Here is a 20223-nt window from a genome sequence, read left to right as displayed (position 1 = left end):
TCTCTGGGCAGCGTGATGCCTTTGGGCCCTTATCGGCTGCTGCCGGTGATCGGCATCATGACCGCATCGCCATCGTCGGCGACGAACACCACGATCATCGAGGAGCCTGCCATGATCGAATACGATTTGGACAAAGAGCATTCCATCTTGGAGGTGCGACCGGAGGCCGCGCTCGACAAGCAAGATTTCGTCGACCTGGCGCAAGCGGTTGACCCCCTGATCGAGACCCATGGCGACCTTGCCGGCCTGATCGTCAACGCGGCATCGTTCCCGGGTTGGGATAGTTTTGGATCGATGGTCACCCACTTCCGCTTCGTTCGGGATCATCATCGGCACGTCAAAAAGGTTGCGGTGGTGACGGACTCGCACCTGGGGGATGTCGCCGAGCACCTGGCCTCGCATTTTGTGTCAGCCGAGATCCGGCATTTTCCCGCGGGGCAGCCGGACGAAGCGCGGCAATGGATCCTTACCGGACCCTGATGCGTTGACCCGCGGGCGTGTCACGATGATGAGGTGACCGCAACCGGGCAACCTGACGAGTCGCTCGCCGGTTACCCCGTCACACCACCGCCGCTGCCTGGCCCGGTCACGTTCGACCAGCAGTGGAGCGATCTGACGTTCGTGCACTGGCCGGTCCAGCCCGACAGCGTCGCACACCTGTATCCGCCGGGGACGCGTCCCGACGTATTCGCCGACGGGTTGACCTATGTGGGGTTGGTCCCGTTCATGATGACGAGCACCAAGGTCGGTACGGCCCTGCCGCTTCCGTACTTTGGCAGCTTCGCCGAGACCAACGTCCGGCTGTATTCGATCGACGACGCCGGTCGCCATGGCGTCCTGTTCCGGTCGCTGGAAACCGCTCGACTGGCCGTCGTGCCGGTCACCCGGATCGGCCTCGGCGTCCCGTACACCTGGGCCAGGATGCGGCTGACCCGCGCCGGCCACCACCTCACCTATGACAGCGTGCGGCGGTGGCCGCGACGCGGCCTGCGCAGCCGACTGACCGTCGCGGTCGGCGACGAGGTGGAGCCGACGCCGTTGGAGGTCTGGCTCACCGCTCGTTGGGGCGCGCATACCCGCCGGGCCGGCCGGACCTGGTGGGTGCCCAACGAGCACGGACCGTGGCCGCTGCGCGCGGCGCAAATCCTCGAGTGCAGCGACGAACTGATCGACGCCAGTGCGGTGCCGCGAGCCGGAAACCGGTTGCGCGGCCTGTATTCGCCGGGCGTGCGAACCCGCTTCGGCCGTCCCTGCGTGGTTCGGTGACGAGGTCTCAGGGGATCGTGTAGCCGCCGTCGATCACGACGTCCGAACCGGTCATGTAGCTGGACGCGTCGCTGGCCAGGTAGACGTAGAGGCCGACGAGTTCCTCCGGCCGGCCGATGCGGCCGAGCGGAATCTTGGGCTCCCACAGCCGGTGATACTCCGCCATCGGTTCGACGAGCTCGGTGAGGATGTAGCCCGGGCTGACGCTGTTCACCCGGATGTTGTGTGGCGCGAGCTCGACGGCCATCGCTTTGGTCAGGTGGATGACCGCGGCCTTGGAGGTGCAGTAGTGGCCCGCCTGCTGTGGGATGTTGATGATGTGGCCCGACATCGAGGCGGTGGTGATGATCGCGCCGCCGCGGCCCTGGCCGACCATCGCGCGCGCCGCCGCCTGCGCGGTGAGGAAAACGCCGTTCACATTCGTGTCCTGGATGGCCTGGAATTCCTCGGGCGACATGTCCAGCATCGCTTTCAGATTGATGATCCCGGCATTGCAGACGGCGATGTCGATGCCGCCCAACTCCGCGACCACCTGGTCGACCATTCGGCTCACCTGATCGGGCTGGGTCACGTCACAGGTGATCGGCACGACCTTGTCACCGGCCGCAGCGAGCTCGCCGGCGACCGTCTCCAAGACGTCGGTATGGCGTGCCGCAATGGCCACTCGCGCACCGGCTTGCAGGTAGGCCTCGGCCACCTTTTTGCCGATACCGGTGGACGCCCCGGTCACCAGAGCCGTCCTGCCGCGCAGATCAAACAACTCCAACACGCTCATTCGACATCCCTATTCAGACGAGCCCCGTAAAACCAGAACACGTTCTAGTGTGTCCGCTATGGGCAACTTCAGCAGGGCCGAAATCGAGCAAGCCGTAGAGCACTACACAACCGTGGCGGAAGGATGCAGCGCGTCTGGCGACTGGGCGCCTTTTGCGGATTTGTTCACTGAGGACGTTGTCTACATCGAACACCACTACGGCGTCTTTCACGGCCGCGAGGCGGTCAGGGAATGGATCGTCGCCGTGATGGCGCCGTTCCCGCACATGCGTTTTCCCAGCGACTGGATCGCCTACGACGAGGACAACGACGCCGTCGTCATCATGATCAAGAACCTGCTCGACCACCCGACCGACCCGAACGGGGAACCGTTCTGGTTCCCGAACTGGACTCGACTGGTCTACGCCGGCAACGGCCTGTTCTCCAGCGAGGAAGACATCTACAACCCCAACCGCGATGCGCCGGGCGTCGTCGCGGCCTGGATGGAAGCGGGCGGGCAGTTCGCGTCGACCGAGTTCCTGCAACCCAACGCGCACTAGGCCTTCGGAGAAGCCGCGGCGAGGTCGGGCTGTCGCTTGCGCCGGCGTGACCGGACCGCCGACAACGCCTGATCCCAGGCGATCATCGTCGTCGCCTTGAGGTTGGCCGGTTTGGCGCTGTCTTTCGAAAGCAGCGCGGTGGCAGCGGCTTTCGTGGTTGCCGATGCCTTCGACATGTGCCCGGAGTCAAACGGTGGCTGCGGGTCGTATTCGATCGCGAGCTGAATCGCCTTGGCGCGGCACGCGCCCCCGATCTCACCGGCCAGCCAAAACGCGAGGTCGAGTCCTGCGGACACGCCGGCACTGGTGACGACGTTGTCCTGGCGCACGACCCGCTCGTCGCTGACCGGGATCGCGCCGAATCCCTTCAGCATCGGGATCGCCAGCCAATGAGATGTGGCGCGGCGGCCCTCGAGCAGGCCGGCCGCGGCCAGGATCACCGAGCCCGAGCACACCGACGCCGTCCAGCTCGCGCTTTGATGTGCCGCGCGCAGCCAGTCCAGCAGCACCTCGTCGCGGGCGTGCACTGGAGTCGACGGGCCGCCTGGCACGAGAATGACGTCGGGCGAGGGGGTTTCGGCCAGCGAATGCGTGGCACCTATGACCAGTACTCCGGAGTCCGCGGTGATCGGCCCGGATTCGTGCCAAACGAACCGCACCTCGGCGCCCGGCAGATTGCGCAGCACCTCGTACGGGCCGATCATGTCCAGCGCAGTGAACCCGGGGTAAGCCACGAAGGCGATCTGAGTCATCGATGCGGTCCTTTCTGATTACGCGAATGTCTTGCGGTACTGGTCCGGAGAAACGCCGATACGACGAACGAAGTTGCGCCGCATGGTTTCTGCGGTGCCGAACCCGCACCGGGCCGCGATCGCGACGACGGTGTCGTCGGTTTCTTCCAACTGCCGGCGCGCGGCTTCGGTGCGAACCCGTTCGACGTAGTGGCCCGGCGCCTCGCCGACCTCATCGGTGAACACCCGGGTGAAATGCCGCGGGCTCATCGTCGCCCGCCGAGCCAGATCCACGATGCTGTGCGCGGCTCCCGGCTGTGCCTCGATGACCTCCTGCACCTCGCGGATGCAGGCGCGTTTGGCGCGCGGCACCCATACCGGCGCCGCGAATTGGGTCTGCCCACCGGGACGGCGCAAGTACAGCACCATCCAGCGGGCGACGGTCTGCGCGGTCTCGGTTCCGTGGTCGTCCTCGACCAGGGACAGCGCGAGGTCGATACCCGCGGCGACACCCGCGGCCGTCCACACCAGCTCGGAGCTCCGAACGAAGATCGGATCGGGATCGACCTCGACGCTGGGGAACTCACTGGCAAGCCGGTCGGCGAAGGCCCAGTGGGTGGTGGCGCGGCAGCCGTCCAGTAGCCCGGCCTCGGCGGCGAGGAAGGCACCCGTGCAGACGGTGACGACGCGGCGCGCGCTGCTCGCGGCGGCTTTGATCCAGGCCAACAGGTCGGCGTCTTTCCGAGCGGCGTCGACGCCACCGCCGCCGGGCAGCACGAGGGTGTCGATCTGGTCGTCGGGGTCGGGCAGCGGAGCGCCGACGAACGCGAGGCCGGTCGGGGTGGTGATCGGCCGGTCCCGCATCGAGGCCAGGACGACGTCGTATCCGCCGTCGGTCAGCAAGGCCGCGCCGGTGAACACGTCGTGGGGTCCGACGACATCGAGTGCCTGCACACCCGGAAAGCCGACGATAACGACCTTGCGAACCATGGATTCAGTGTTGGCCGAACCCAGGTGTGTCGTCTAGGCCTAGTACCCCACGAATCAGGACATCGGACCTGACCCATAGGCGCTCTAGCGGCCTTGGCAGACTGTGCCCATGGCACAGATAACCCTGCGAGGAAACGCGATCAACACCGTCGGCGAGCTTCCCGCCGTCGGATCCAAAGCCCCAGCGTTCAATTTGACCGGCGCCGATCTGGGCGTGGTCAGCAGCGACCAGTTCAGCGGTAAGTCCGTGCTGCTGAACATCTTTCCGTCCATCGACACCCCGGTGTGCGCGACCAGCGTGCGGAAATTCAACGAGCGCGCCGCTGGCGGCGGTGCGACCGTGGTCAACGTGTCCAAGGACCTGCCTTTCGCGCAGAAGCGGTTCTGCGGCGCGGAGGGCATCGAGAACGTCACCACGGCCTCGGCATTCCGCGACAGCTTCGGCGAGGACTACGGCATCACGATCGCCGACGGTCCGATGGCCGGCCTGCTGGGCCGGGCGGTCGTGGTGATCGGCGCCGACGGCAACGTTGCCTACGCGCAGCTGGTGCCGGAGATCGCCGAGGAGCCCGACTACGACGCGGCGCTGGCCGCGCTGGGCGCCTAGGCCGCTGCGGTGTCGGGTTGCTCGGCAAGGCGAATATTCGTTGCAGTGACGAACTTTCGCTGCTTCTGAGCTGTGGCGTCGACCCCGACGCGTGTTAGCCTGTCGATTCCCGTCGCGTTAGCCTCGGGCTCGGCACACGAAGGAGTCACCGCGCAATGATGCGTTTCGTCCAAGCCGCGTCCGCGGCCGTGCTCGTCAGCGCGATTGCGGTGCCGCTGGCCGGGTGCAGCAGCAAATCGACCGTCAAGCCCGAGGGCGCAGCGCAATCGGTGGTCGACGTCGTCTCCAAGCAGACCGGCTTTCATCCCGCCGATGTGCACTGCCCGGACGGTGTCGAGGCCAAAGTCGGCGTCCAGTTCGACTGTCACTTCACCGGCCCGGAGGGCAAGGAGTACACCGCCAACATGAAGATCACCAAGGTCAACGGCGAGCAGGTCGACTTCGCCGTCAACACTCACCCGAGCTAGGGCCGCAGCCGATCGGCGGTGGCGGCCAGCACCTCACGGCACCCGGCCCACATTTGCTTGATGATCTCGGCGGCCGGCGGGAGGTCGTCGATCCGGCCGGCGACCTGACCGGTGTTGGCGACACTGGCGTCCATGTCACCCTCGAAATACAGGCGCTGGACGCGTTGCAGCGCCGCGCCGCCTTCCTCGAAAGAGGCTGACTCATCCAGCTTTTCGGCGGCCGGAGTCCGTATCACGCGCATCATCCGCTTGCCGTCCAGCGGCAGCAGTACGGTGCCGGTCTCGTCGGCCGCCACGACGGCGTCTTTGAGGTTGCCGTGCACCGGTGAATCCGCCGAAGCCAGCAACCGCGTGCCCATCTGGACGGCCTCGGCGCCGAGGACAAACGCCGCGGCCATCGATCGGGCGTCGCAGATTCCGCCGGCGGCCACGATCGGGATGTCGACGTGCGCGGCCACCAAGGGCAGCAGCACCATCGTCGACGCCCCGAATCGGTTCTTGAAACCACCGCCCTCGACGCCCTCGACGACCAGGCCGTCCACCCCGGCGTCGACGGCTTTCTTGGCCGCCTCCAGGGTGCCCACCACGTGGAACACGGTGATGCCCGCGTCGTGCAGCCGCCCGGTGAACAGCGAGGGACTCCCGGCCGAGGTGGTGACGAACCGAATGCCGTTGGCCACGAGCAGGTCTACGACCGTCGGGTCACGGTTGAACAGCAGTGCGATGTTCGCGCCCACCGAACCGCTGGTGAGGGTGTGCACCCGCGCAATGTCGGCCCGCCCCTGATCGGAGGTGGTCTCGATGATTCCCAGTGCGCCCGCGTTGGATACCGCGGCGGCGAGCTGAGCGCCGGCGATGTAGGTCATCGGCGCCTGGATGATCGGGATGTCGATATGCGCGAGTGCGCAGACGCGGTTGGCCGCGGGCTCGACCCGGCCGGCGGTCATCGGTCCCGCGGATCGACGAGCTCGCGGAAGCGTTCCGCGCCGAAGACGGATGCGCCGAGGCTTCGCACCCGGTCGGTCAGCGCCCGATCGGACGTGACGATCCGGATCTCGTCCGGTCTGGGGTCGGCGTGAACCAGCCGGACGATTTCGTCGTCGGCTGAGTTCGCGGCCGCTTTGGGCGCATGCGCGATCTCGATCACCGTCGACGTGATGGCCGTCGAAGGCGGCCGCTCAAACACCACCGTCACCGTGTCTCCTCGTGCGCAGGCCCAGCTGTCCAACCTGTCTACCAAAGCGACCATCGCACCGTCACGATCCCGCCACCAACCGTCCGGGCGGCAGCCGATGACGTTCATCCCATCGACGATCCAGCGCACCAGCCCACAGTAGGGCCGTCGCTAATCTGTGCTCCGCACCAGGATGTCGGCGGCTACGCGCTCGGGGATCTCGATGTGGGGGCAGTGTCCGGCGTCGTCGTACTCGATCAGATCGGCCGCCGGCATGCGGTTGCGAAGTTCCTCGGCGATCGCGGCGCCCGACACCGGATCACGCATGCCCCAAAGGAATGAGAGCGGCACGGTGGTGCGGGCGAGTGCGCTTTCGAAGCGGACCCTATGGGCCGCACGTTCTGGTATGTAGCGCAACAGTTTTCGCTGAATATCACGTCCGGGGTCGTTTTCCCGGAAGGCGCGATAATGCAGCACCGCGAGTTCGCGGTCGAGTGGATGCTCGGGGGAGAACACCTCACCCCAGGTGCGCACAAACAGCGCCTCGGTGAACAGACGCGCCAGCAGCGCGCCCACCACGGGAATCAGGCTGGCGCGCTGCGCGATTCGTGGCCGATATCGATCGGCGAATAGCCCGGCGTTGAGAAGGATGCAGCGCTTCATGTCGGCACCGCCTTCTTCCCGGCGAGCGAGCAGCTCGGTTGCCACGATCGCGCCGTAGTCGTAGGCGACCACCGTCGGTGCCGACGCGGCGTATGCGGCGATGACTGCCTCGGCCAGGTCGGCCTGTTCGAACACGCTGTAGCGGTGTCCGAGCGGCTTGTCGCTGGCGCCGTAGCCGAGGAAGTCGAAACTGATCACCTCGTGATGGCGTGCCAACGCCGGCTCGATCGCCGACCATTCGAACGACGACGCGGGAAACCCATGCAGCAGAACCAGCGGCGTGCCCTGGCCAACCCGACGGACGAAGACCCTGCGCGGCGCACCCCGCAGGGTCATTACCACGGTGTCTCCGCCGTGGCGCCAATCTTGCAGTGCGGTGGTCACACACCCTCCCGAGGATCAGTCTCAATTCGAGACCAAACGGTAGCAGGAGTGGTCTCTTTTTGAAACCGCTATGGGTAAGATCGATGCCATGCGCTACGAGGAACTCGCCGATTTCCCCTGCTCGATCACCAGGCCGCTGGTGGTCCTGGGGGATCGGTGGACGTTGCTGGTCCTGAAGACGGCGTTCAACGGGGTACGTCGATTCAACGCTTTCCAGGCCGCCCTGGGCATTTCGCGCAGCCGGCTGCAGGACCGGCTGGACCGCCTCGTCGAGCACGAGATCCTGACCAAGACGAAGTCCCGCGACGGCAGTTACGAGGAGTATCGGCTCACCCCGAAAGGCCACGACGTCTATCCGGTGTTGATGGCGCTGCGCGACTGGGGCGATCGGTACATGGCTCCGGACGGCCCGCCCGTGCACTTCCGGCATCGCGGCTGCCCGGGCGAGGCGCACGTGAGCCTCGCCTGCGACGCGTGCGGCAACCCCCTTACCGCGCGCGATGTCGACCCCGTCCCCGGCCCCGGACTGCGCTAGTAACACGCGATTTCGATGGCTAGACACTTTGAGTAATTGGTACGGTCACCGGTATCAGTTCCCGGGATCGACAGGAGAGCGCCGATGACGTCGTTAGCCGATACGAGCGACCGCGTGGTTTCGCTGGCTCGGGGCATGCGCGACCTCGTGGCCGAGCAAGCGTGCGAATCCGAGCGGATCCGCACGCTTTCGACGCCGATCGTGGAGCAGATGTGGGCCAGCGGGCTGATGTCGTCGTTCAACCCCGAGGTGGCCGGGGGTCTCGAGCCGTCCTTTACCGAAATGATCGAGACCTGGATTGAAATGGCTTGGCAGGACGGCTCATTCGGGTGGGTCGGCATCGCCAACCTACCGTCGTCGTTCGCCGCGGCGACCTATCTGCCCGACGAGGGCTTCGCCGAAGTGTTCACCACTCACGACAACCGGGTGACGATGGGCGGCCAGTTCTTTCCCAACGGCCAGGGGATCGTCGTCGACGGCGGTTATCAGCTGAGCGGCTCGTGGAGTTTCGGTTCCGGCATCGGCCATTCCGAATACGTAGCGGCCGGATTTCTGCCGCTGGACAACGGCGAGGTGCGCTGGATCAGCGAAGGCCTGCCCGAGATGCACGTCGCCGTGCTGCCGCGAGACCAGGTCAGCTTCAACGACGGTTGGCATGTCCAGGGGCTCAAGGGAACCGGGTCCTACGACTACAGCGTCTCCGATGTGTTCGTGCCGGCCGGTCGCACCTTCGAACTCTTCGCCCGCCGGCCGCATCGCGGGACGTCGCCGGCCACCCGAATGGGCCTGATGCCGGTCACCGCCGCCGGCCACGCATCGTGGGCGCTGGGCGTGGCCAAGAGCATGCTCGACGACGTGCAGGAACTTGCCGCCACCAAATTCCGGATGAGCGACATGGCGTCGCTGGCCAGCCGCCCCACCTTCCAGAAGGGCCTCGCACACCATCGCGCGGCCTGGCGCGCGGCGCGTCTTCTGGTGCTCGACGCCTTCACCACCGCCGAGGCCGCGGTGGCCGCGGGCGACGACCTCACCCCGGCGTTGCGCGCGGACATGCGGGTGGCCGCCGTCTACGCCACCGATACGGCCCGAAGCTGCGCCGAATGGGCCCACCTGGTTGCGGGGACCAGCTCGATCCGCGAGGGCACTCGCCTCGAGCGCGCGTTCCGCGACATCTACACCGGCACTCAACACGCCTTTATCAGCGAGAAGGTAGCCATCGACGCCGCCCAGATCTGGCTGGGCATCATCGAGGATCAGCCGGGGCTCTGAGGTGCTGCACCTCAGAGCAGCTGCTCACCCGTTTGCTTGCCGTCGGCGTCTTTGGACTCCGGGGTACCGTCGTCGTTCGTCAGCGAGGACGCCAGTGCCGGCCCGCTCCCACCCGCGGCTGCGCCACTCGCGCCCGCCGCACTCGCGGCCGCTCCGCCTGCCGATGCACCGCCGCCGGTAGCGCCGCCGAGGCCGCCCTGGCCGACCGAGCCCAGCGACGAGCCGAGCGAACTCAGGGTGCTCAGCGGCGCGCTGCCGGCGCTGAGCAACGTTGATGCCGCATTCATGGTGGTAGGCATCGAGGCCGCCCCGGCCGCGGGTGTCGGCGCGACCGCCGCGCCTTCGACCAGGTTGGCCAACGCCGGTGTGCGGGCCGGCGTCCCAGCCGCGCCCGGCACCGTTTCGGCGCGCAGCAGCCGGGTGGCCGGAGCCGGACTGGCCAACGACCTCGACATGGGCGCGCCGGCACTTTGGAATTCGACGGCGGTGGTGCGCGCCGCGTTGGTTTGCAGGGCGCCCGCGGCGGTCGCGTCGGTCTGGGCATACATCCGGGTGATGTTCACCAGCGCGGCGCCGGTCCGCGAAATCTCTTGGTGGGCAGCAGCGTGAGCGGCCAACGTCTTGCTGGCCTCGGCGGCAAACGCCATCGCGGCCTGCATCGAGACTTCCTCGGCGCCCGCGGGCACCAGTGCGGTCACCATCGGTGCCGCGGCGGCTGCAGAAGCCAAGGCGCCGGCGCCCATTGCCGTCAACTGCCCGCCGATGATGGCGACGGCCGGATCGTGCGACATGGATGTCATGTGCGTCGTGCTCCTAGGTATGTGTGGGCCGGCACCGTGGCGGATTGCATTGATTCTACCGAGGCGAACGGCTGCCAAAGGCACAAATTCTCGTCCACACAGCGAAGAGTGAACGGGTCAAAGGTGAGTCAACAACCGTTCGGTGAATTCCTCGGGATGTTCTCGGTGCATGAAATGACCGCCGGGAACCTCTTCGACGACGTAACCGGCTTCGAACATCCGGGCGGCGCCCCGAAAATCGGAAGGCTCGGCGACCGGATCATCCAGTCCGGAAAAGACAACCGTCGGCACCTTGATCCGCGCCTTCAGCGACGCGCTCGGTAGAGGGGAGAGCTTTCGGTAGTAGCCGAACGCGGCATCGAGACTCGCGGGATTCGCGAAGCTGGCGCGCACGGCCTCGAATTCACCCGGATCCGGGTTCCAGGTCGGAGACCATCGCCGGCAGATAGCAGGTAGCGCGGCGAAGTCGTTGCGCGCGAAGCGGTTCGGTGCCCCCGGCAGCTTGTAGGCCACGAAATGGCGGACGCCCCAGACCTTGCGCAGCGTCGGTTTGAGCGCGCCCGGATGTGGAATGCCGACGGCGAACAGCTTTTTCACGCGATCCGGGCCGAGCGCGGCCGCACCGTAGGCCGCCGAGGCTCCCCAATCGTGCCCGATCACGATGGCGTCGCGCGCCCCGAGCGCGTCGATCAATGCCAGCGGATCGCGGGCCAGGGTCTCTTGATCGGGGTCGCGGTGCGGGATCCCGCTGGGGTGGTAGCCGCGCATGAACGGACTCACCGCGCGATAGCCTTTGGCCGCGATCGCCGGGCGCAGCTGGTCCCAGGAATGCGCGGTGTCGGGGAAACCGTGCAGCATCAGCACGAGCGGGCCCGAGCCCTCCTCGAGATAGGCGAATCTGAGCCCATTCGCGTCGACGAACCGCACCGAATCTGCCATGACGTGCGCGACGTTACGCCGATGGTCGCGGCCCGGCGAGCGTCGCTTACCATCAGCGCATGCGCGGCTCAAAGATCCTGATCACCGGTCCGACCGGACAAGTTGCCACCCCCGTCGCCAAGGCGCTGGCAACCGACAACGAAGTGTGGGGCATCGCCCGGTTCACCAATCCCGCGGTTCGCGAGGATCTCGAGAAAGCGGGCGTGCGGTGCCAGACGGTCAACTTGACCGCCGGCGATTTCGCCGGTCTGCCAAACGACTTCGACTACGTCCTGAATCTCGCGGTGGCCAAGAGCGGCCACTGGGACACGGATCTGGCCGCCAACGCCGAATCCGTCGGACTTCTGATGGCGCATTGTCGTAGCGCAAAAGCCTTCGTGCACTGCTCATCTGGGGCCGTGTACGACCCACCGGACGATGAAGTCCGGACCGAGGACGCCGCGTTGGGTGACAACCACAAGCCGTTGTTCCCCACCTATTCGATCTCGAAAATCGCCGGCGAGGTCGTCGCCCGGACGATGGCGCGCGCCCTGAACGTCCCCACCACGATCGCCCGCCTCAACGTCCCCTATGGCGACAACGGCGGGTGGCCGTTCTATCACATGGAGATGATGCTGGCCGGCATCCCGATTCCGGTCCCGGCCGGCGGGCCGGCCCGGTACACCCCGATCCACGAGGATGACATCATCGCCACCATCCCGAAGCTGTTCGAGGTGGCATCGGTGCCGGCCACCACTCTCAACTGGTGCGGCGAGCAGAACGTCAGCCTGCAGGAGTGGTGCACCTACCTCGGATCACTGGTCGGCAAGGAACCGGTGTTCGAGGAGAGCGAGCAGGCGCTGCGCGGCAACCCCACCGACGCCAGCCGGATGCGCGAGCTCGTCGGTGCCGCGACGGTCGACTGGCGTGACGGCATGCGGCGCATGGCAATCAAGTTCCACCCGGAGCTCGTCAGCGCGTAAGCGCGGCTACCAGTAGCGCATCGCGGAGCCGAATAAATCGGCCAGAACCGGCTTGCTCATCTCGCGCGGCGCGTTCTGCAGCAGGCGCTGCTGCGGGAAGGCGCCCTCGGTGAGGGCGGTGATGTCGTCGGGCGTATAGCCCACCCCGGCAAGCCCGTTGGGCATGCCGACCGCGCGCATGATGCGGATGAGTTCGGTCGCGAGCACCTCACCCGCGTCGTCGGGTCCGGCGTCGCAGGTGTCGGCTCCCAGCAGCCGGGCCGCCTCGAGGTGCCGTTGCGGGCTGGCCTGTGCGGTGAACCGAAATACCGCGGGCGCGTTGACGATCACGGACATGCCGTGCGGCACCAGCGGCTCGTCGTCCGGGTAGCCCGCGGGGTGGAAGTCGCGCACCAGCCCGGCAACCGCGTAGGCCATGCCGTGCGGTGCATGCACGCCCGCGTTGCCGAAGGCGATCCCCGCCAGCGTCGCGGCCCACATCATCTGCTCACGCGCCGCGCTGTCCGAGGCGTCTCGAACCGCCGGCTCTAGGTTGCGGCCCAGCACCCGCAGCGCCTCGCTGCAGCCCAAGTCGCTCCACGGATTGGCGCCCTGGCTCATCGGCCGCAGGCTGGGCCGCGGGGCAGCGGGCCGGTGCACGTAGGGACGCGCGGTGTAGGACTCCAAGGCGTGTGACAGCACGTCGAGGCCCGCCGCCGCGACGACTCCGGCGGGCAGGCTGGCCGTGCAATCGGGGTCGACGAGCGCCTCGGTGGGCCGCAACGCGGGGGAGGCGATTCCGGTCTTGACCGTCAACGACAGCAGATCGAAGATCGCGATCCCGGTGACCTCGCTGCCCGTGCCGGCGGTGGTGGGGCAGGCGATGTGCGGCTTGAGCGGTCCGGGTACCGGCGTGCCTTCGCCGATAGGGGCGTTGACGTAAGCCAGGAAGTCCGCGGGGTAGGTGGCGTAGAGGTTGGCGGCCTTGCAGGTGTCGATGACCGAACCGCCACCGAGCGAGACATAACCGTCGGGCTTCGCCTGTTGGGCGAAGCGCGTCGCCTCGGCGAAGGACGCGTCCGTCGGTTCCACGTGTACGTCGGTGTAGGTGATCACGTCCAAACCGGCCGCGGCCAGCGAGTCACGCGCCGCGGCGAAGATGGGCAGGCCGGCCACCCGCGCATCGGAGAAAAGGGCCACCCGCCGCAACCCCAGCGCCGCAGCTCGGTCACCCAACTCCGCGAGGCAGCCGCGTCCGAACGTGATGCGGGAAGAGTCGACGGTGAAGGCTCCGTCACAGCCGTCCGCCACAGCCGGGAATTCGCAGCAGCCCATCGGGAGGGAAATCTACCGCTTTTTGGGTTCGACGACGCGCGAGGCCGCTTCGACGGCGGCGGCGCGGCGGCTGGCGATGACGGCGGGATCCGTCGTAGCGGCTGCGGGATCCGGAAAGTGCGCCCAGCTCAAGCCAATAGCGAACAACAGGACGATGAGCTGTTCGGGTTCCCACACCGGGTCGACGTGTCCGTCGGCCTGCGCTTGCCGCAGGGCGGCGATGGCCTTCTCGGGCGGATGCACGCCGTCCACCTCGGGATTGTCGAGCGTGAAACCCTCCAACTGGGCCCAGGTGATCATCCGGATGTGTTCGGGCCGGCGCTGGGCGAGGTCGAAGACCCCGCCGACGAACTCGGGCACCGCATCCGAGCGTAACTCGACGGCACGGAAGAACTCGGCGCCGTCGGTGGCAACAACGTCCCGGAAGAGGGCTTCCTTGTCGCCGAAATGCGCGTAGAGGCGCTCCTTGCTCGCGCTGGCCACGCGGGCGATGCGGTCGACGCGCGCACCGGCCAACCCGTACTGCGCGAACTCGGCGCGGGCTGCGGCGAGGATCTCGTCGCGGAGTTCGGTCCTGGTTCGCACGAAAACATCATACGCAGACGAACTGGTTCGTTTGTTATAGTGGTGGCGAACCAGAAAGGGACCGACCATGGAAACGGCGAATGTTCTTGAACAGGCGATTGCGACGATGCCGAGGGGAGGTTCACGGGCGTCCTGGCTGGATCGGCGGTTTCAGACCACTGCACTGGAGTATCTCGACCGCGACGACGTGCCGGACGCCGTCAAGCAGAAGGTCATCGGGATGCTCGACCGGTTGGGCACGCTGAGCAACCAGCATGAGGAGCACGCCCGCACGGCGTTGAAGGTCGTCGCCGACATCAGCAACCCGAGGATTCTGGAACTCGGCGCCGGCCACGGCAAGCTGTCGGCAAAGATTCTGGAATTGCACCCGACAGCCACCGTCACCGTCAGCGACGTGAATCCCGATTCGGTGGCCAACATCGCCGCCGGGAAGCTGGGCAGCCACCCGCGCGCCGACGTCAAGGTCATCGACGCCACTGCGATCGACGCGCCCGACGCCAGTTACGACCTGGTGGTATTCGCGCTCGCATTCCACCACTTGCCGCCGTCGATCGCGTGCCGTGCGATCGCCGAGGCGACGCGGGTTGGCGGGCGGTTCTTGGTGATCGACCTCAAACGCCAGTCACCCCTGCGTACCTTGCTCTTTCCGGCGCTGGCGCTGCCGGTCAATCTGACGCGAGTGCCGTGGTCCTGGATTTGGCCCGGCCTGCACGATGGCTTCATCAGCGCTCTGCGCGCGTACAGCCTGTCGGCCCTCGAGGAACTCGGCCGAGCCGCCGATCCCGGCATGAGACTCCAAACACTGCCCCCGCCAAGGCGGTTCGGCCTACCGTCGCACATCGTCGTCTTCTCCCGCTCAGCCAACCATGACTGACGACATCGACCTGGCGGCCATCATGGCGCCGAATCGGCGGGTGCAGACGCTGCGCACCGTGCTCGACTCGATGACCGAACGTCTGCGCCCCGTCGTCGACCTTTCCCGGCCGTACGTCGACGGCACCGAGAACTTGATCGCTGACGGACGATTCCTGTTGGTGGGCAACCACACCCAGGCCGGCTCCGAAGTATTTCTGATCTCCGATTCGGTGCGGCGCACGATCGGCGCCCGGGTGCGGCCGCTGGCCGATCGACAATTCGGCCGCATGCGCGGGCTACCAGCCGATCTGATCGCGGCATTCGGGGGCGTGGTGGGCGCACCCGAGACCGCGCGCGAACTGATGACGCACGACCAGACCGTTCTGGTGTTTCCCGGCGGGGGACGCGAGATCGGTAAGTTCAAGGGCGAGGAGTACTCGCTGCGCTGGCAAGGACGTTCCGGATTCGCGCGGGTCTGCGTGGAAAACGGCTATCCGATCGTGCCGGCCGGTCTGGTCGGCGGCGACGACGTCTACCGCAGTTTGACGACTCGGGATAGCGCCTACGCGAAATTCGCTGCGGCACTGAGCCGTAGGCTCAGCGGTCGGTCGGACATGGCGATGCCGTTGGTGCGGGGGATCGGCCCGACGCTGATCCCCCGGCCGCAGCGCATGTACTTACGCTTCGGTGCACCGATCGATACCAGCAGACCCCTGGGCATCGGTGTGGCCGATTGGGTGGAGGTCGTCAAGCGGCAGACGCAGCGTGCGCTCGAGCAAATCCTGGCGGAGTTGCGACAGCTTCGAGAGGACGATCCCTACCGCGGACTCAACCCGCTGGCATGGCGCACGGCGATCGCTCCCGGACACTAGACACTCGTCCGTGCGAATGGCGGCCGGCTTAGCCCCCGGGCATGATGCAGCCATGCCGCTGTACGTGCGCCACACCCGGTCGGTGCGAATCGTCGAGCTGCCTCGCCCGATTTGCGGCAAATTGGCCGAGCACGCCGCGTCCCATCAAGTCGACCTCAACGATGTCCAGGTGTGGCTGACGCACAGCGAAAACCCGCCGGCCGGTTCGGCATTCGGCAAGCTGTTGCGGCGACGCGCCAATCCGGCCGATCCCGACGAGGAGCACTGGACCGCGATGGTGCTGCATCCGACCCAACTGCTGGTGGTCACCGAAGGGACTAAGCGCGGGACCACGGTCATTTCCCTGCCGTTGGCGCAGGCGTCGATGGCCACCGAGGCGGTCTCCGACGATGCCGCAGGATTCACGATCACCGGCTTCGGTGGCGAGCAGAACGGTAGTTACTACGTCGGGCTGGGACCCGAACCCGATGCGCTGCGCTGCGTTTCGGCGGTGCGCGAGGCGATCAGCGCAGCCAAGCGTTAGACCACGCCCAGGGGGCGACACGGCGGAATCTTGACCCGGCTACGATCACAATGCTAAGCAAGTGCCCAGCATTCGCGGGCACCGGAGCGCCGGGCTCGATCAGGGTTGATCGGGAAGGGAACAGATGACTCTGCAGGCAGTACTGGACGACCTGGGTAAGCGCCCCGGCTCGGGTGAGGTCATCGCGATCATCAATCCCGCGACCGAAGAGACCATCACCGAATTCACCGATTGCGGTGAAGCCGCGGTCAACGAGGCGGCAGCGCGGGCGAAGGCATCCTTCGAGTCGGGTGTGTGGTCCGACCTTCCGGGCCGTGAGCGGGCGAAGGTGTTGTGGCGGATCGGCGAATTGATCGACGAGCACGCCGAGGAGTTCGCCCAGCTCGATTCGCTCAACACCGGTATGCCACTGATGCAGGCGCAGTTGCAGATGTCGACCTGCTCGGAGTTCTTCCGCTACTACGCCGGTTGGTGTTCGAAGATCAACGGCGTCGCGTACGACGTGAAGACCGACGGCATCGCGACCGACACTTACGTCAACATGCACGCGTACACGCTCAAGGAGCCGTACAGCGTGGTGGGCCTGATCTTCCCGTGGAACGGTCCGATCTTCAATGCGAGCGCGAAACTGGCGCCGGCCCTGGCCGCGGGTGGCAGCCTGCTGGTCAAGCCCGCCGAGGAGACGCCGTTGTCGGCGGTGCTGCTGGACAGGCTCATCCACGAGGCCGGCGTGCCCGACGGTGTCGTCAACTTGCTGACCGGATACGGGCACACCGCGGGCGCGGCGATCACCGCACATCCCGATGTGCAGAAGGTCGCCTTCACCGGCTCGACGGAGGTCGGCAAGGCGATCGTGCGGGCGTCGGCCGACAACCTGAAGAAGGTCACGCTAGAACTCGGCGGCAAGTCGCCGGTGCTGATCTTCGACGACGCCGATCTCGACAAGGCCATCATGATGGCTTCGCTCGGCATCTTCGTGCACTCCGGCCAGGGCTGCGTGTGCGGGTCGCGAATCTTCGCCCAGCGCGGCGTGTTCGACCGCGTCGTGGAAGGCATCTCGATGATGGCGAACTCGTTCAAGCTGGGCGCTCCGAGCGAGGAGGGCTGCGTCAGCGGCCCGCTGATCAGCCAGAAGCAGCTGACCCGGGTGATGGGCTACATCGACGAGGGCCGCAAGGACGGCGTCGAGGTGGTCACCGGCGGCCATCGGCTGGATCGCAAGGGCTACTTCGTGCACCCGACGGTGCTCACCAACGTCGACCCTGCGATGCGGTTGTACCGGGAGGAGATCTTCGGGCCGGTGGTCAGCATCCTGCCGTTCGACGACGAGGACGAAGCCGTGGCGATGGCCAATGACACGACATACGGCCTGGCGGCTACCGCGTGGACGGAGAACCTGGGCCGCGCTCACCGGATCATGAAGAGACTGCAGGCCGGCAGCGTTCAGGTGAACTGCCAGTTGGTCTTCGACCACGATGTACCGTTCGGCGGGTACAAGCAGTCCGGCTGGGGCCACGAGTTCGGCAGGGAGGGTCTCGAGATCTACCTGAAGACGAAGTCAGTCTGGGCCCAGCTGTAAACCCTTGCGCCACAACAAGATAGCTCCGAACCCTGGCAGGTTCGGAGCTATCTGCCCCTCAGCTTCAAGAACCTTTGTTGTACCGGGTCAGGAACCCGATGGACGCCACCGCCGCTGCGGTGCCGATCACACCCCACAGCACCAGCTGGAAGGCCATCGCCCCGAAAAACCAGCCAAACGTCATTCCGATGTAGAGCATCCAGACCAGCCGGTACAGGCTCCAGACCGCGAGCAGCCCGGTGCTGATCCCGATGTACAGGCTCCGTTGGCGATCGACGCGGTTGATCTGCTCTTGGATGCCGGTCGGCACGATGTTCATTTGCTGTCTTCCTTTCGTGGGGCGCCACCTCCTTGGCGGCGTCGATGCGACAAGTACAGCCGCCCACACCGGCTACCGATCCCAACAACGGCAGCGGTCCCCGGGTCACGCACAGCTAAGTTCGGCCCGCACCGTTTCCTCGATCGGACCCGTTCATCTCGACCAGGAACTGGCGATAACGCTCGGTATGGGTTGGGCGACGCCGGATCACCAGCCATCCGGCAGCGAGCAGCACGAACCACACGGGGAACCACGCCAGGGCGATCGCGGTGTCCTTTTCCGTCGTGAGCGTCCACGTGACGAATGCGAAGAAGGCGAGAACGACCCAGCACATCACCCGGCCACCGGGCATCTTGAAGGCGGAGTCCGCATGGCGCTGTGCGTGCCGGCGGCGGTAGACCAGGTAGCTGACCAGGATCATCGCCCAGACGAACATGAACAATAGCGCCGAAATGGTTGTCACCAGCATGAATGCACCGATCACCGAACCGCCGACGTGCAGCACGGGGATGGCGGTCAGCAGCAGTGCCGCCGTCACCAACAGAGCGGGCGCCGGCACGCCACCGCGGTTCAGACGGCGGAAAACCGCCGGCGCGCTCCCTTCGTCGGCCAGACCGTAGAGCATGCGGCCGGTGGAGTACATCCCGGAGTTGGCCGAGGAACAGGCCGCGGTGATCACGACGAAGTTGACGATCGACGCCGCACCGCCAAGACCGGCCAGCGAGAACATCGCGACAAACGGGGACTGGTTGGCGCCGAACCGCCGCCATTCGACGACGGTGAGGATCACCAACAGCGCTCCGATGTAGAAAATCGCCACCCGCAGCGGCACCGCGTTGATCGCGCGCGGCAGAGTGCGACGCGGGTTCGCAGTCTCGGCCGCCGCGGCGCCGACGAGTTCCACGCCCACGAACGCGAAAAACGCGATCTGGAATCCGCCGACCATGCCCGCAAGACCTGTGGCGAAGAATCCGCCGTTGTTCCAAAGGTTTTCGATCGTCGCGGGATGTCCCTGCGGTGAGACGAAATTGGTGGCCAGCAGGATGGCTCCGACGACGATGACACCGACGATCGCGACGACTTTGATTAAGGCGAACCAGAATTCGATTTCCCCGAAGTTGCGCACGCTGAACAGGTTGATGAGCAGGATCAGCACACACGCGGTCAGCGCCGGCAGCCAGGCCGGGAGAGCGGGCCACCAGAACTGTAGGTAGCCCGCGATCGCGACGAGTTCCGCGATGCCCGTGACGATCCAGGCGAACCAGTACGACCACCCGACGAAAAACCCTGCCGCGGGCCCCAATAGGTCGGCCGCGAAGTCGACGAACGACTTGTAGTTCAGGTTCGACAACAGCAGCTCGCCCATCGCGCGCAGCACGAAAAACAGGAAGAAACCGATGATCGCGTACACCAAGACCACCGACGGGCCGGCCCGGGAGATCGTTCGCCCGGCTCCCATGAAGAGACCGGTCCCGATCGTGCCCCCGATCGCGATCAGCTGAATGTGGCGGTTGGACAGGCCTCGGTGGAGCTGGGGCACAACAGCATCGAGCTCGGCGACGTCCTCGGCCATATGTCACGTCCTAGTGGTTCCAAGCTGTCGGTAGCCACCAGCTAACCAATGTTGTAGCCAAACACGATAGTTCCTGTCGTCTCACACCGCTGCTGACCATCCCGATTGTCAATTGACGTACGCTGCGCTGCATGGGCTGGTTCCAGCGAGCAAAGAAAGCCAGTGCGGGACAGCGGGTCACGAGGTCTGACCAGCAGCACGCGATCGACGCCGTTGCCGAACTCAACGCGCTGGGCGCGGATCGCGACCGGTTGATGCGCGACGGCCTGCAGGGTGTCGCGACGATCGTGGCCATCCGGGAAAACATCGCGACGACGATGCTGGGGTCGTGGCACGAGTTGCAGCTGGACGTGCAGTTGCCCGATCAAGACACCTACCGTGCCACCCGCCGGATTTCAGTCGAGCTGTCGACGGCCCCGCATATCCACGTTGGCGCGCAGGTGCCGGTGCGCGTCGATCCCGCGGATCACTCGAAAGTTCTCGTCGTGGCGAGGCTGTAGGGC

General features: G+C 66.3%; 25 protein-coding genes. 13 read left to right on the top strand and 12 right to left on the bottom strand.

What is annotated here, in order from left to right; genetic code table 11:
* Positions 1-15: 15 nt before the first annotated feature.
* Together ACAG21_RS17235 and ACAG21_RS17230 are read left to right on the top strand one after the other, a co-directional pair.
* Positions 16-480, top strand: coding sequence for an STAS/SEC14 domain-containing protein (locus ACAG21_RS17235; RefSeq protein WP_370497472.1), 465 nt, complete (start codon positions 16-18; stop codon positions 478-480).
* Between the two features lie 33 nt (positions 481-513).
* Positions 514-1266, top strand: a complete 753-nt coding sequence (locus tag ACAG21_RS17230) for a YqjF family protein (protein ID WP_370497471.1) — start codon at positions 514-516, stop codon at positions 1264-1266.
* 7 nt (positions 1267-1273) lie between these two features.
* Here ACAG21_RS17230 and ACAG21_RS17225 read toward each other — a convergent pair whose 3' ends face one another.
* Positions 1274-2041, bottom strand: coding sequence for an SDR family oxidoreductase (locus ACAG21_RS17225; RefSeq protein ID WP_370497470.1), 768 nt, complete (start codon positions 2039-2041; stop codon positions 1274-1276).
* A gap of 58 nt (positions 2042-2099) precedes the next feature.
* On the opposite strand from ACAG21_RS17225, the gene ACAG21_RS17220 reads away from it, so the two are divergent.
* The gene (locus tag ACAG21_RS17220) at positions 2100-2579 is read left to right on the top strand and encodes a nuclear transport factor 2 family protein (RefSeq protein WP_370497469.1); all 480 of its coding nucleotides are present in this window, start codon (positions 2100-2102) and stop codon (positions 2577-2579) included.
* On the opposite strand, the gene ACAG21_RS17215 is transcribed toward ACAG21_RS17220, so the two are convergent.
* Positions 2576-3331, bottom strand: coding sequence for a DJ-1/PfpI family protein (locus ACAG21_RS17215; RefSeq protein ID WP_370497468.1), 756 nt, complete (start codon positions 3329-3331; stop codon positions 2576-2578). The genes ACAG21_RS17220 and ACAG21_RS17215 overlap by 4 nt on opposite strands.
* Before the next feature lie 18 nt (positions 3332-3349).
* Positions 3350-4300, bottom strand: a complete 951-nt coding sequence (locus tag ACAG21_RS17210) for a GlxA family transcriptional regulator (protein WP_370497467.1) — start codon at positions 4298-4300, stop codon at positions 3350-3352.
* 109 nt (positions 4301-4409) lie between these two features.
* Between ACAG21_RS17210 and tpx the strand changes: the two genes are divergently transcribed.
* The gene (tpx, locus tag ACAG21_RS17205) at positions 4410-4907 is read left to right on the top strand and encodes a thiol peroxidase (protein WP_370497466.1); all 498 of its coding nucleotides are present in this window, start codon (positions 4410-4412) and stop codon (positions 4905-4907) included.
* A 155-nt stretch (positions 4908-5062) separates the two neighbouring features.
* Positions 5063-5374, top strand: a complete 312-nt coding sequence (locus ACAG21_RS17200; RefSeq protein ID WP_370497465.1) for a DUF4333 domain-containing protein — start codon at positions 5063-5065, stop codon at positions 5372-5374.
* Here the strand turns inward: ACAG21_RS17200 and ACAG21_RS17195 are convergent.
* From ACAG21_RS17195 to ACAG21_RS17185, 3 genes are all read right to left on the bottom strand, one after another.
* Complete coding sequence (locus ACAG21_RS17195; protein WP_370497617.1) at positions 5371-6240, bottom strand: NAD(P)H-dependent flavin oxidoreductase; 870 nt, start codon at positions 6238-6240, stop codon at positions 5371-5373. The genes ACAG21_RS17200 and ACAG21_RS17195 overlap by 4 nt on opposite strands.
* A 77-nt stretch (positions 6241-6317) precedes the next feature.
* Positions 6318-6698, bottom strand: coding sequence for an NYN domain-containing protein (locus ACAG21_RS17190; protein ID WP_370497464.1), 381 nt, complete (start codon positions 6696-6698; stop codon positions 6318-6320).
* 21 nt (positions 6699-6719) lie between these two features.
* Positions 6720-7595 carry an alpha/beta fold hydrolase gene (locus tag ACAG21_RS17185; RefSeq protein WP_370497463.1) on the bottom strand — a complete coding sequence of 292 codons (876 nt, stop codon included), beginning with the start codon at positions 7593-7595 and terminating at the stop codon, positions 6720-6722.
* A gap of 70 nt (positions 7596-7665) precedes the next feature.
* On the opposite strand from ACAG21_RS17185, the gene ACAG21_RS17180 reads away from it, so the two are divergent.
* Together ACAG21_RS17180 and ACAG21_RS17175 are read left to right on the top strand one after the other, a co-directional pair.
* Positions 7666-8130 carry a winged helix-turn-helix transcriptional regulator gene (locus ACAG21_RS17180; RefSeq protein ID WP_370497462.1) on the top strand — a complete coding sequence of 155 codons (465 nt, stop codon included), beginning with the start codon at positions 7666-7668 and terminating at the stop codon, positions 8128-8130.
* 84 nt (positions 8131-8214) lie between these two features.
* Entirely contained in the window at positions 8215-9399 is a 1185-nt protein-coding gene (locus ACAG21_RS17175; protein WP_370497461.1) for an acyl-CoA dehydrogenase family protein, read from the top strand.
* An 11-nt stretch (positions 9400-9410) separates the two neighbouring features.
* On the opposite strand, the gene ACAG21_RS17170 is transcribed toward ACAG21_RS17175, so the two are convergent.
* Positions 9411-10199: a PE domain-containing protein gene (locus ACAG21_RS17170; protein WP_370497460.1), complete on the bottom strand. Its 789-nt coding sequence runs from the start codon at positions 10197-10199 to the stop codon at positions 9411-9413.
* Between the two features lie 117 nt (positions 10200-10316).
* Positions 10317-11138, bottom strand: coding sequence for an alpha/beta fold hydrolase (locus tag ACAG21_RS17165; protein WP_370497459.1), 822 nt, complete (start codon positions 11136-11138; stop codon positions 10317-10319).
* A gap of 59 nt (positions 11139-11197) precedes the next feature.
* On the opposite strand from ACAG21_RS17165, the gene ACAG21_RS17160 reads away from it, so the two are divergent.
* Positions 11198-12100: an NAD-dependent epimerase/dehydratase family protein gene (locus tag ACAG21_RS17160; protein WP_370497458.1), complete on the top strand. Its 903-nt coding sequence runs from the start codon at positions 11198-11200 to the stop codon at positions 12098-12100.
* A 6-nt stretch (positions 12101-12106) separates the two neighbouring features.
* On the opposite strand, the gene ACAG21_RS17155 is transcribed toward ACAG21_RS17160, so the two are convergent.
* Together ACAG21_RS17155 and ACAG21_RS17150 are read right to left on the bottom strand one after the other, a co-directional pair.
* Positions 12107-13390: a hydroxyacid-oxoacid transhydrogenase gene (locus tag ACAG21_RS17155; protein ID WP_370497457.1), complete on the bottom strand. Its 1284-nt coding sequence runs from the start codon at positions 13388-13390 to the stop codon at positions 12107-12109.
* A 36-nt stretch (positions 13391-13426) separates the two neighbouring features.
* Positions 13427-13999, bottom strand: a complete 573-nt coding sequence (locus ACAG21_RS17150; protein ID WP_370497456.1) for a TetR family transcriptional regulator — start codon at positions 13997-13999, stop codon at positions 13427-13429.
* Between the two features lie 67 nt (positions 14000-14066).
* On the opposite strand from ACAG21_RS17150, the gene ACAG21_RS17145 reads away from it, so the two are divergent.
* The 4 genes from ACAG21_RS17145 (at position 14067) to ACAG21_RS17130 (ending at position 17828) form a co-directional block, all read left to right on the top strand.
* Positions 14067-14873 (top strand): class I SAM-dependent methyltransferase, encoded by an 807-nt coding sequence (locus ACAG21_RS17145; protein ID WP_370497455.1) that lies wholly within the window; start codon positions 14067-14069, stop codon positions 14871-14873.
* On the top strand, positions 14866-15726 hold the full coding sequence (locus ACAG21_RS17140; protein ID WP_370497454.1) for a lysophospholipid acyltransferase family protein: 861 nt from the start codon (positions 14866-14868) through the stop codon (positions 15724-15726). The genes ACAG21_RS17145 and ACAG21_RS17140 overlap by 8 nt, the downstream gene beginning before the upstream one ends.
* A 52-nt stretch (positions 15727-15778) precedes the next feature.
* Positions 15779-16249, top strand: coding sequence for a hypothetical protein (locus ACAG21_RS17135; RefSeq protein ID WP_370497453.1), 471 nt, complete (start codon positions 15779-15781; stop codon positions 16247-16249).
* Positions 16250-16373: 124 nt separating this feature from the next.
* Complete coding sequence (locus ACAG21_RS17130; RefSeq protein WP_370497452.1) at positions 16374-17828, top strand: aldehyde dehydrogenase; 1455 nt, start codon at positions 16374-16376, stop codon at positions 17826-17828.
* A gap of 64 nt (positions 17829-17892) precedes the next feature.
* Here ACAG21_RS17130 and ACAG21_RS17125 read toward each other — a convergent pair whose 3' ends face one another.
* Together ACAG21_RS17125 and ACAG21_RS17120 are read right to left on the bottom strand one after the other, a co-directional pair.
* Positions 17893-18147 carry a hypothetical protein gene (locus tag ACAG21_RS17125; protein ID WP_342927852.1) on the bottom strand — a complete coding sequence of 85 codons (255 nt, stop codon included), beginning with the start codon at positions 18145-18147 and terminating at the stop codon, positions 17893-17895.
* Positions 18148-18262: 115 nt separating this feature from the next.
* Positions 18263-19720 (bottom strand): amino acid permease, encoded by a 1458-nt coding sequence (locus tag ACAG21_RS17120; RefSeq protein WP_370497451.1) that lies wholly within the window; start codon positions 19718-19720, stop codon positions 18263-18265.
* Between the two features lie 131 nt (positions 19721-19851).
* On the opposite strand from ACAG21_RS17120, the gene ACAG21_RS17115 reads away from it, so the two are divergent.
* Positions 19852-20220 carry a hypothetical protein gene (locus ACAG21_RS17115; RefSeq protein ID WP_370497450.1) on the top strand — a complete coding sequence of 123 codons (369 nt, stop codon included), beginning with the start codon at positions 19852-19854 and terminating at the stop codon, positions 20218-20220.
* Positions 20221-20223: the final 3 nt, after the last annotated feature.

The sequence above is a fragment of the Mycobacterium sp. pR1184 genome (genome assembly GCF_041287235.1).
In the GTDB taxonomy this organism is placed as follows: Bacteria; Actinomycetota; Actinomycetes; order Mycobacteriales; family Mycobacteriaceae; genus Mycobacterium.
The sequence above is the reverse complement of the archived record's forward strand: the minus strand, read 5'-3'. Positions and strand labels throughout refer to the sequence as shown.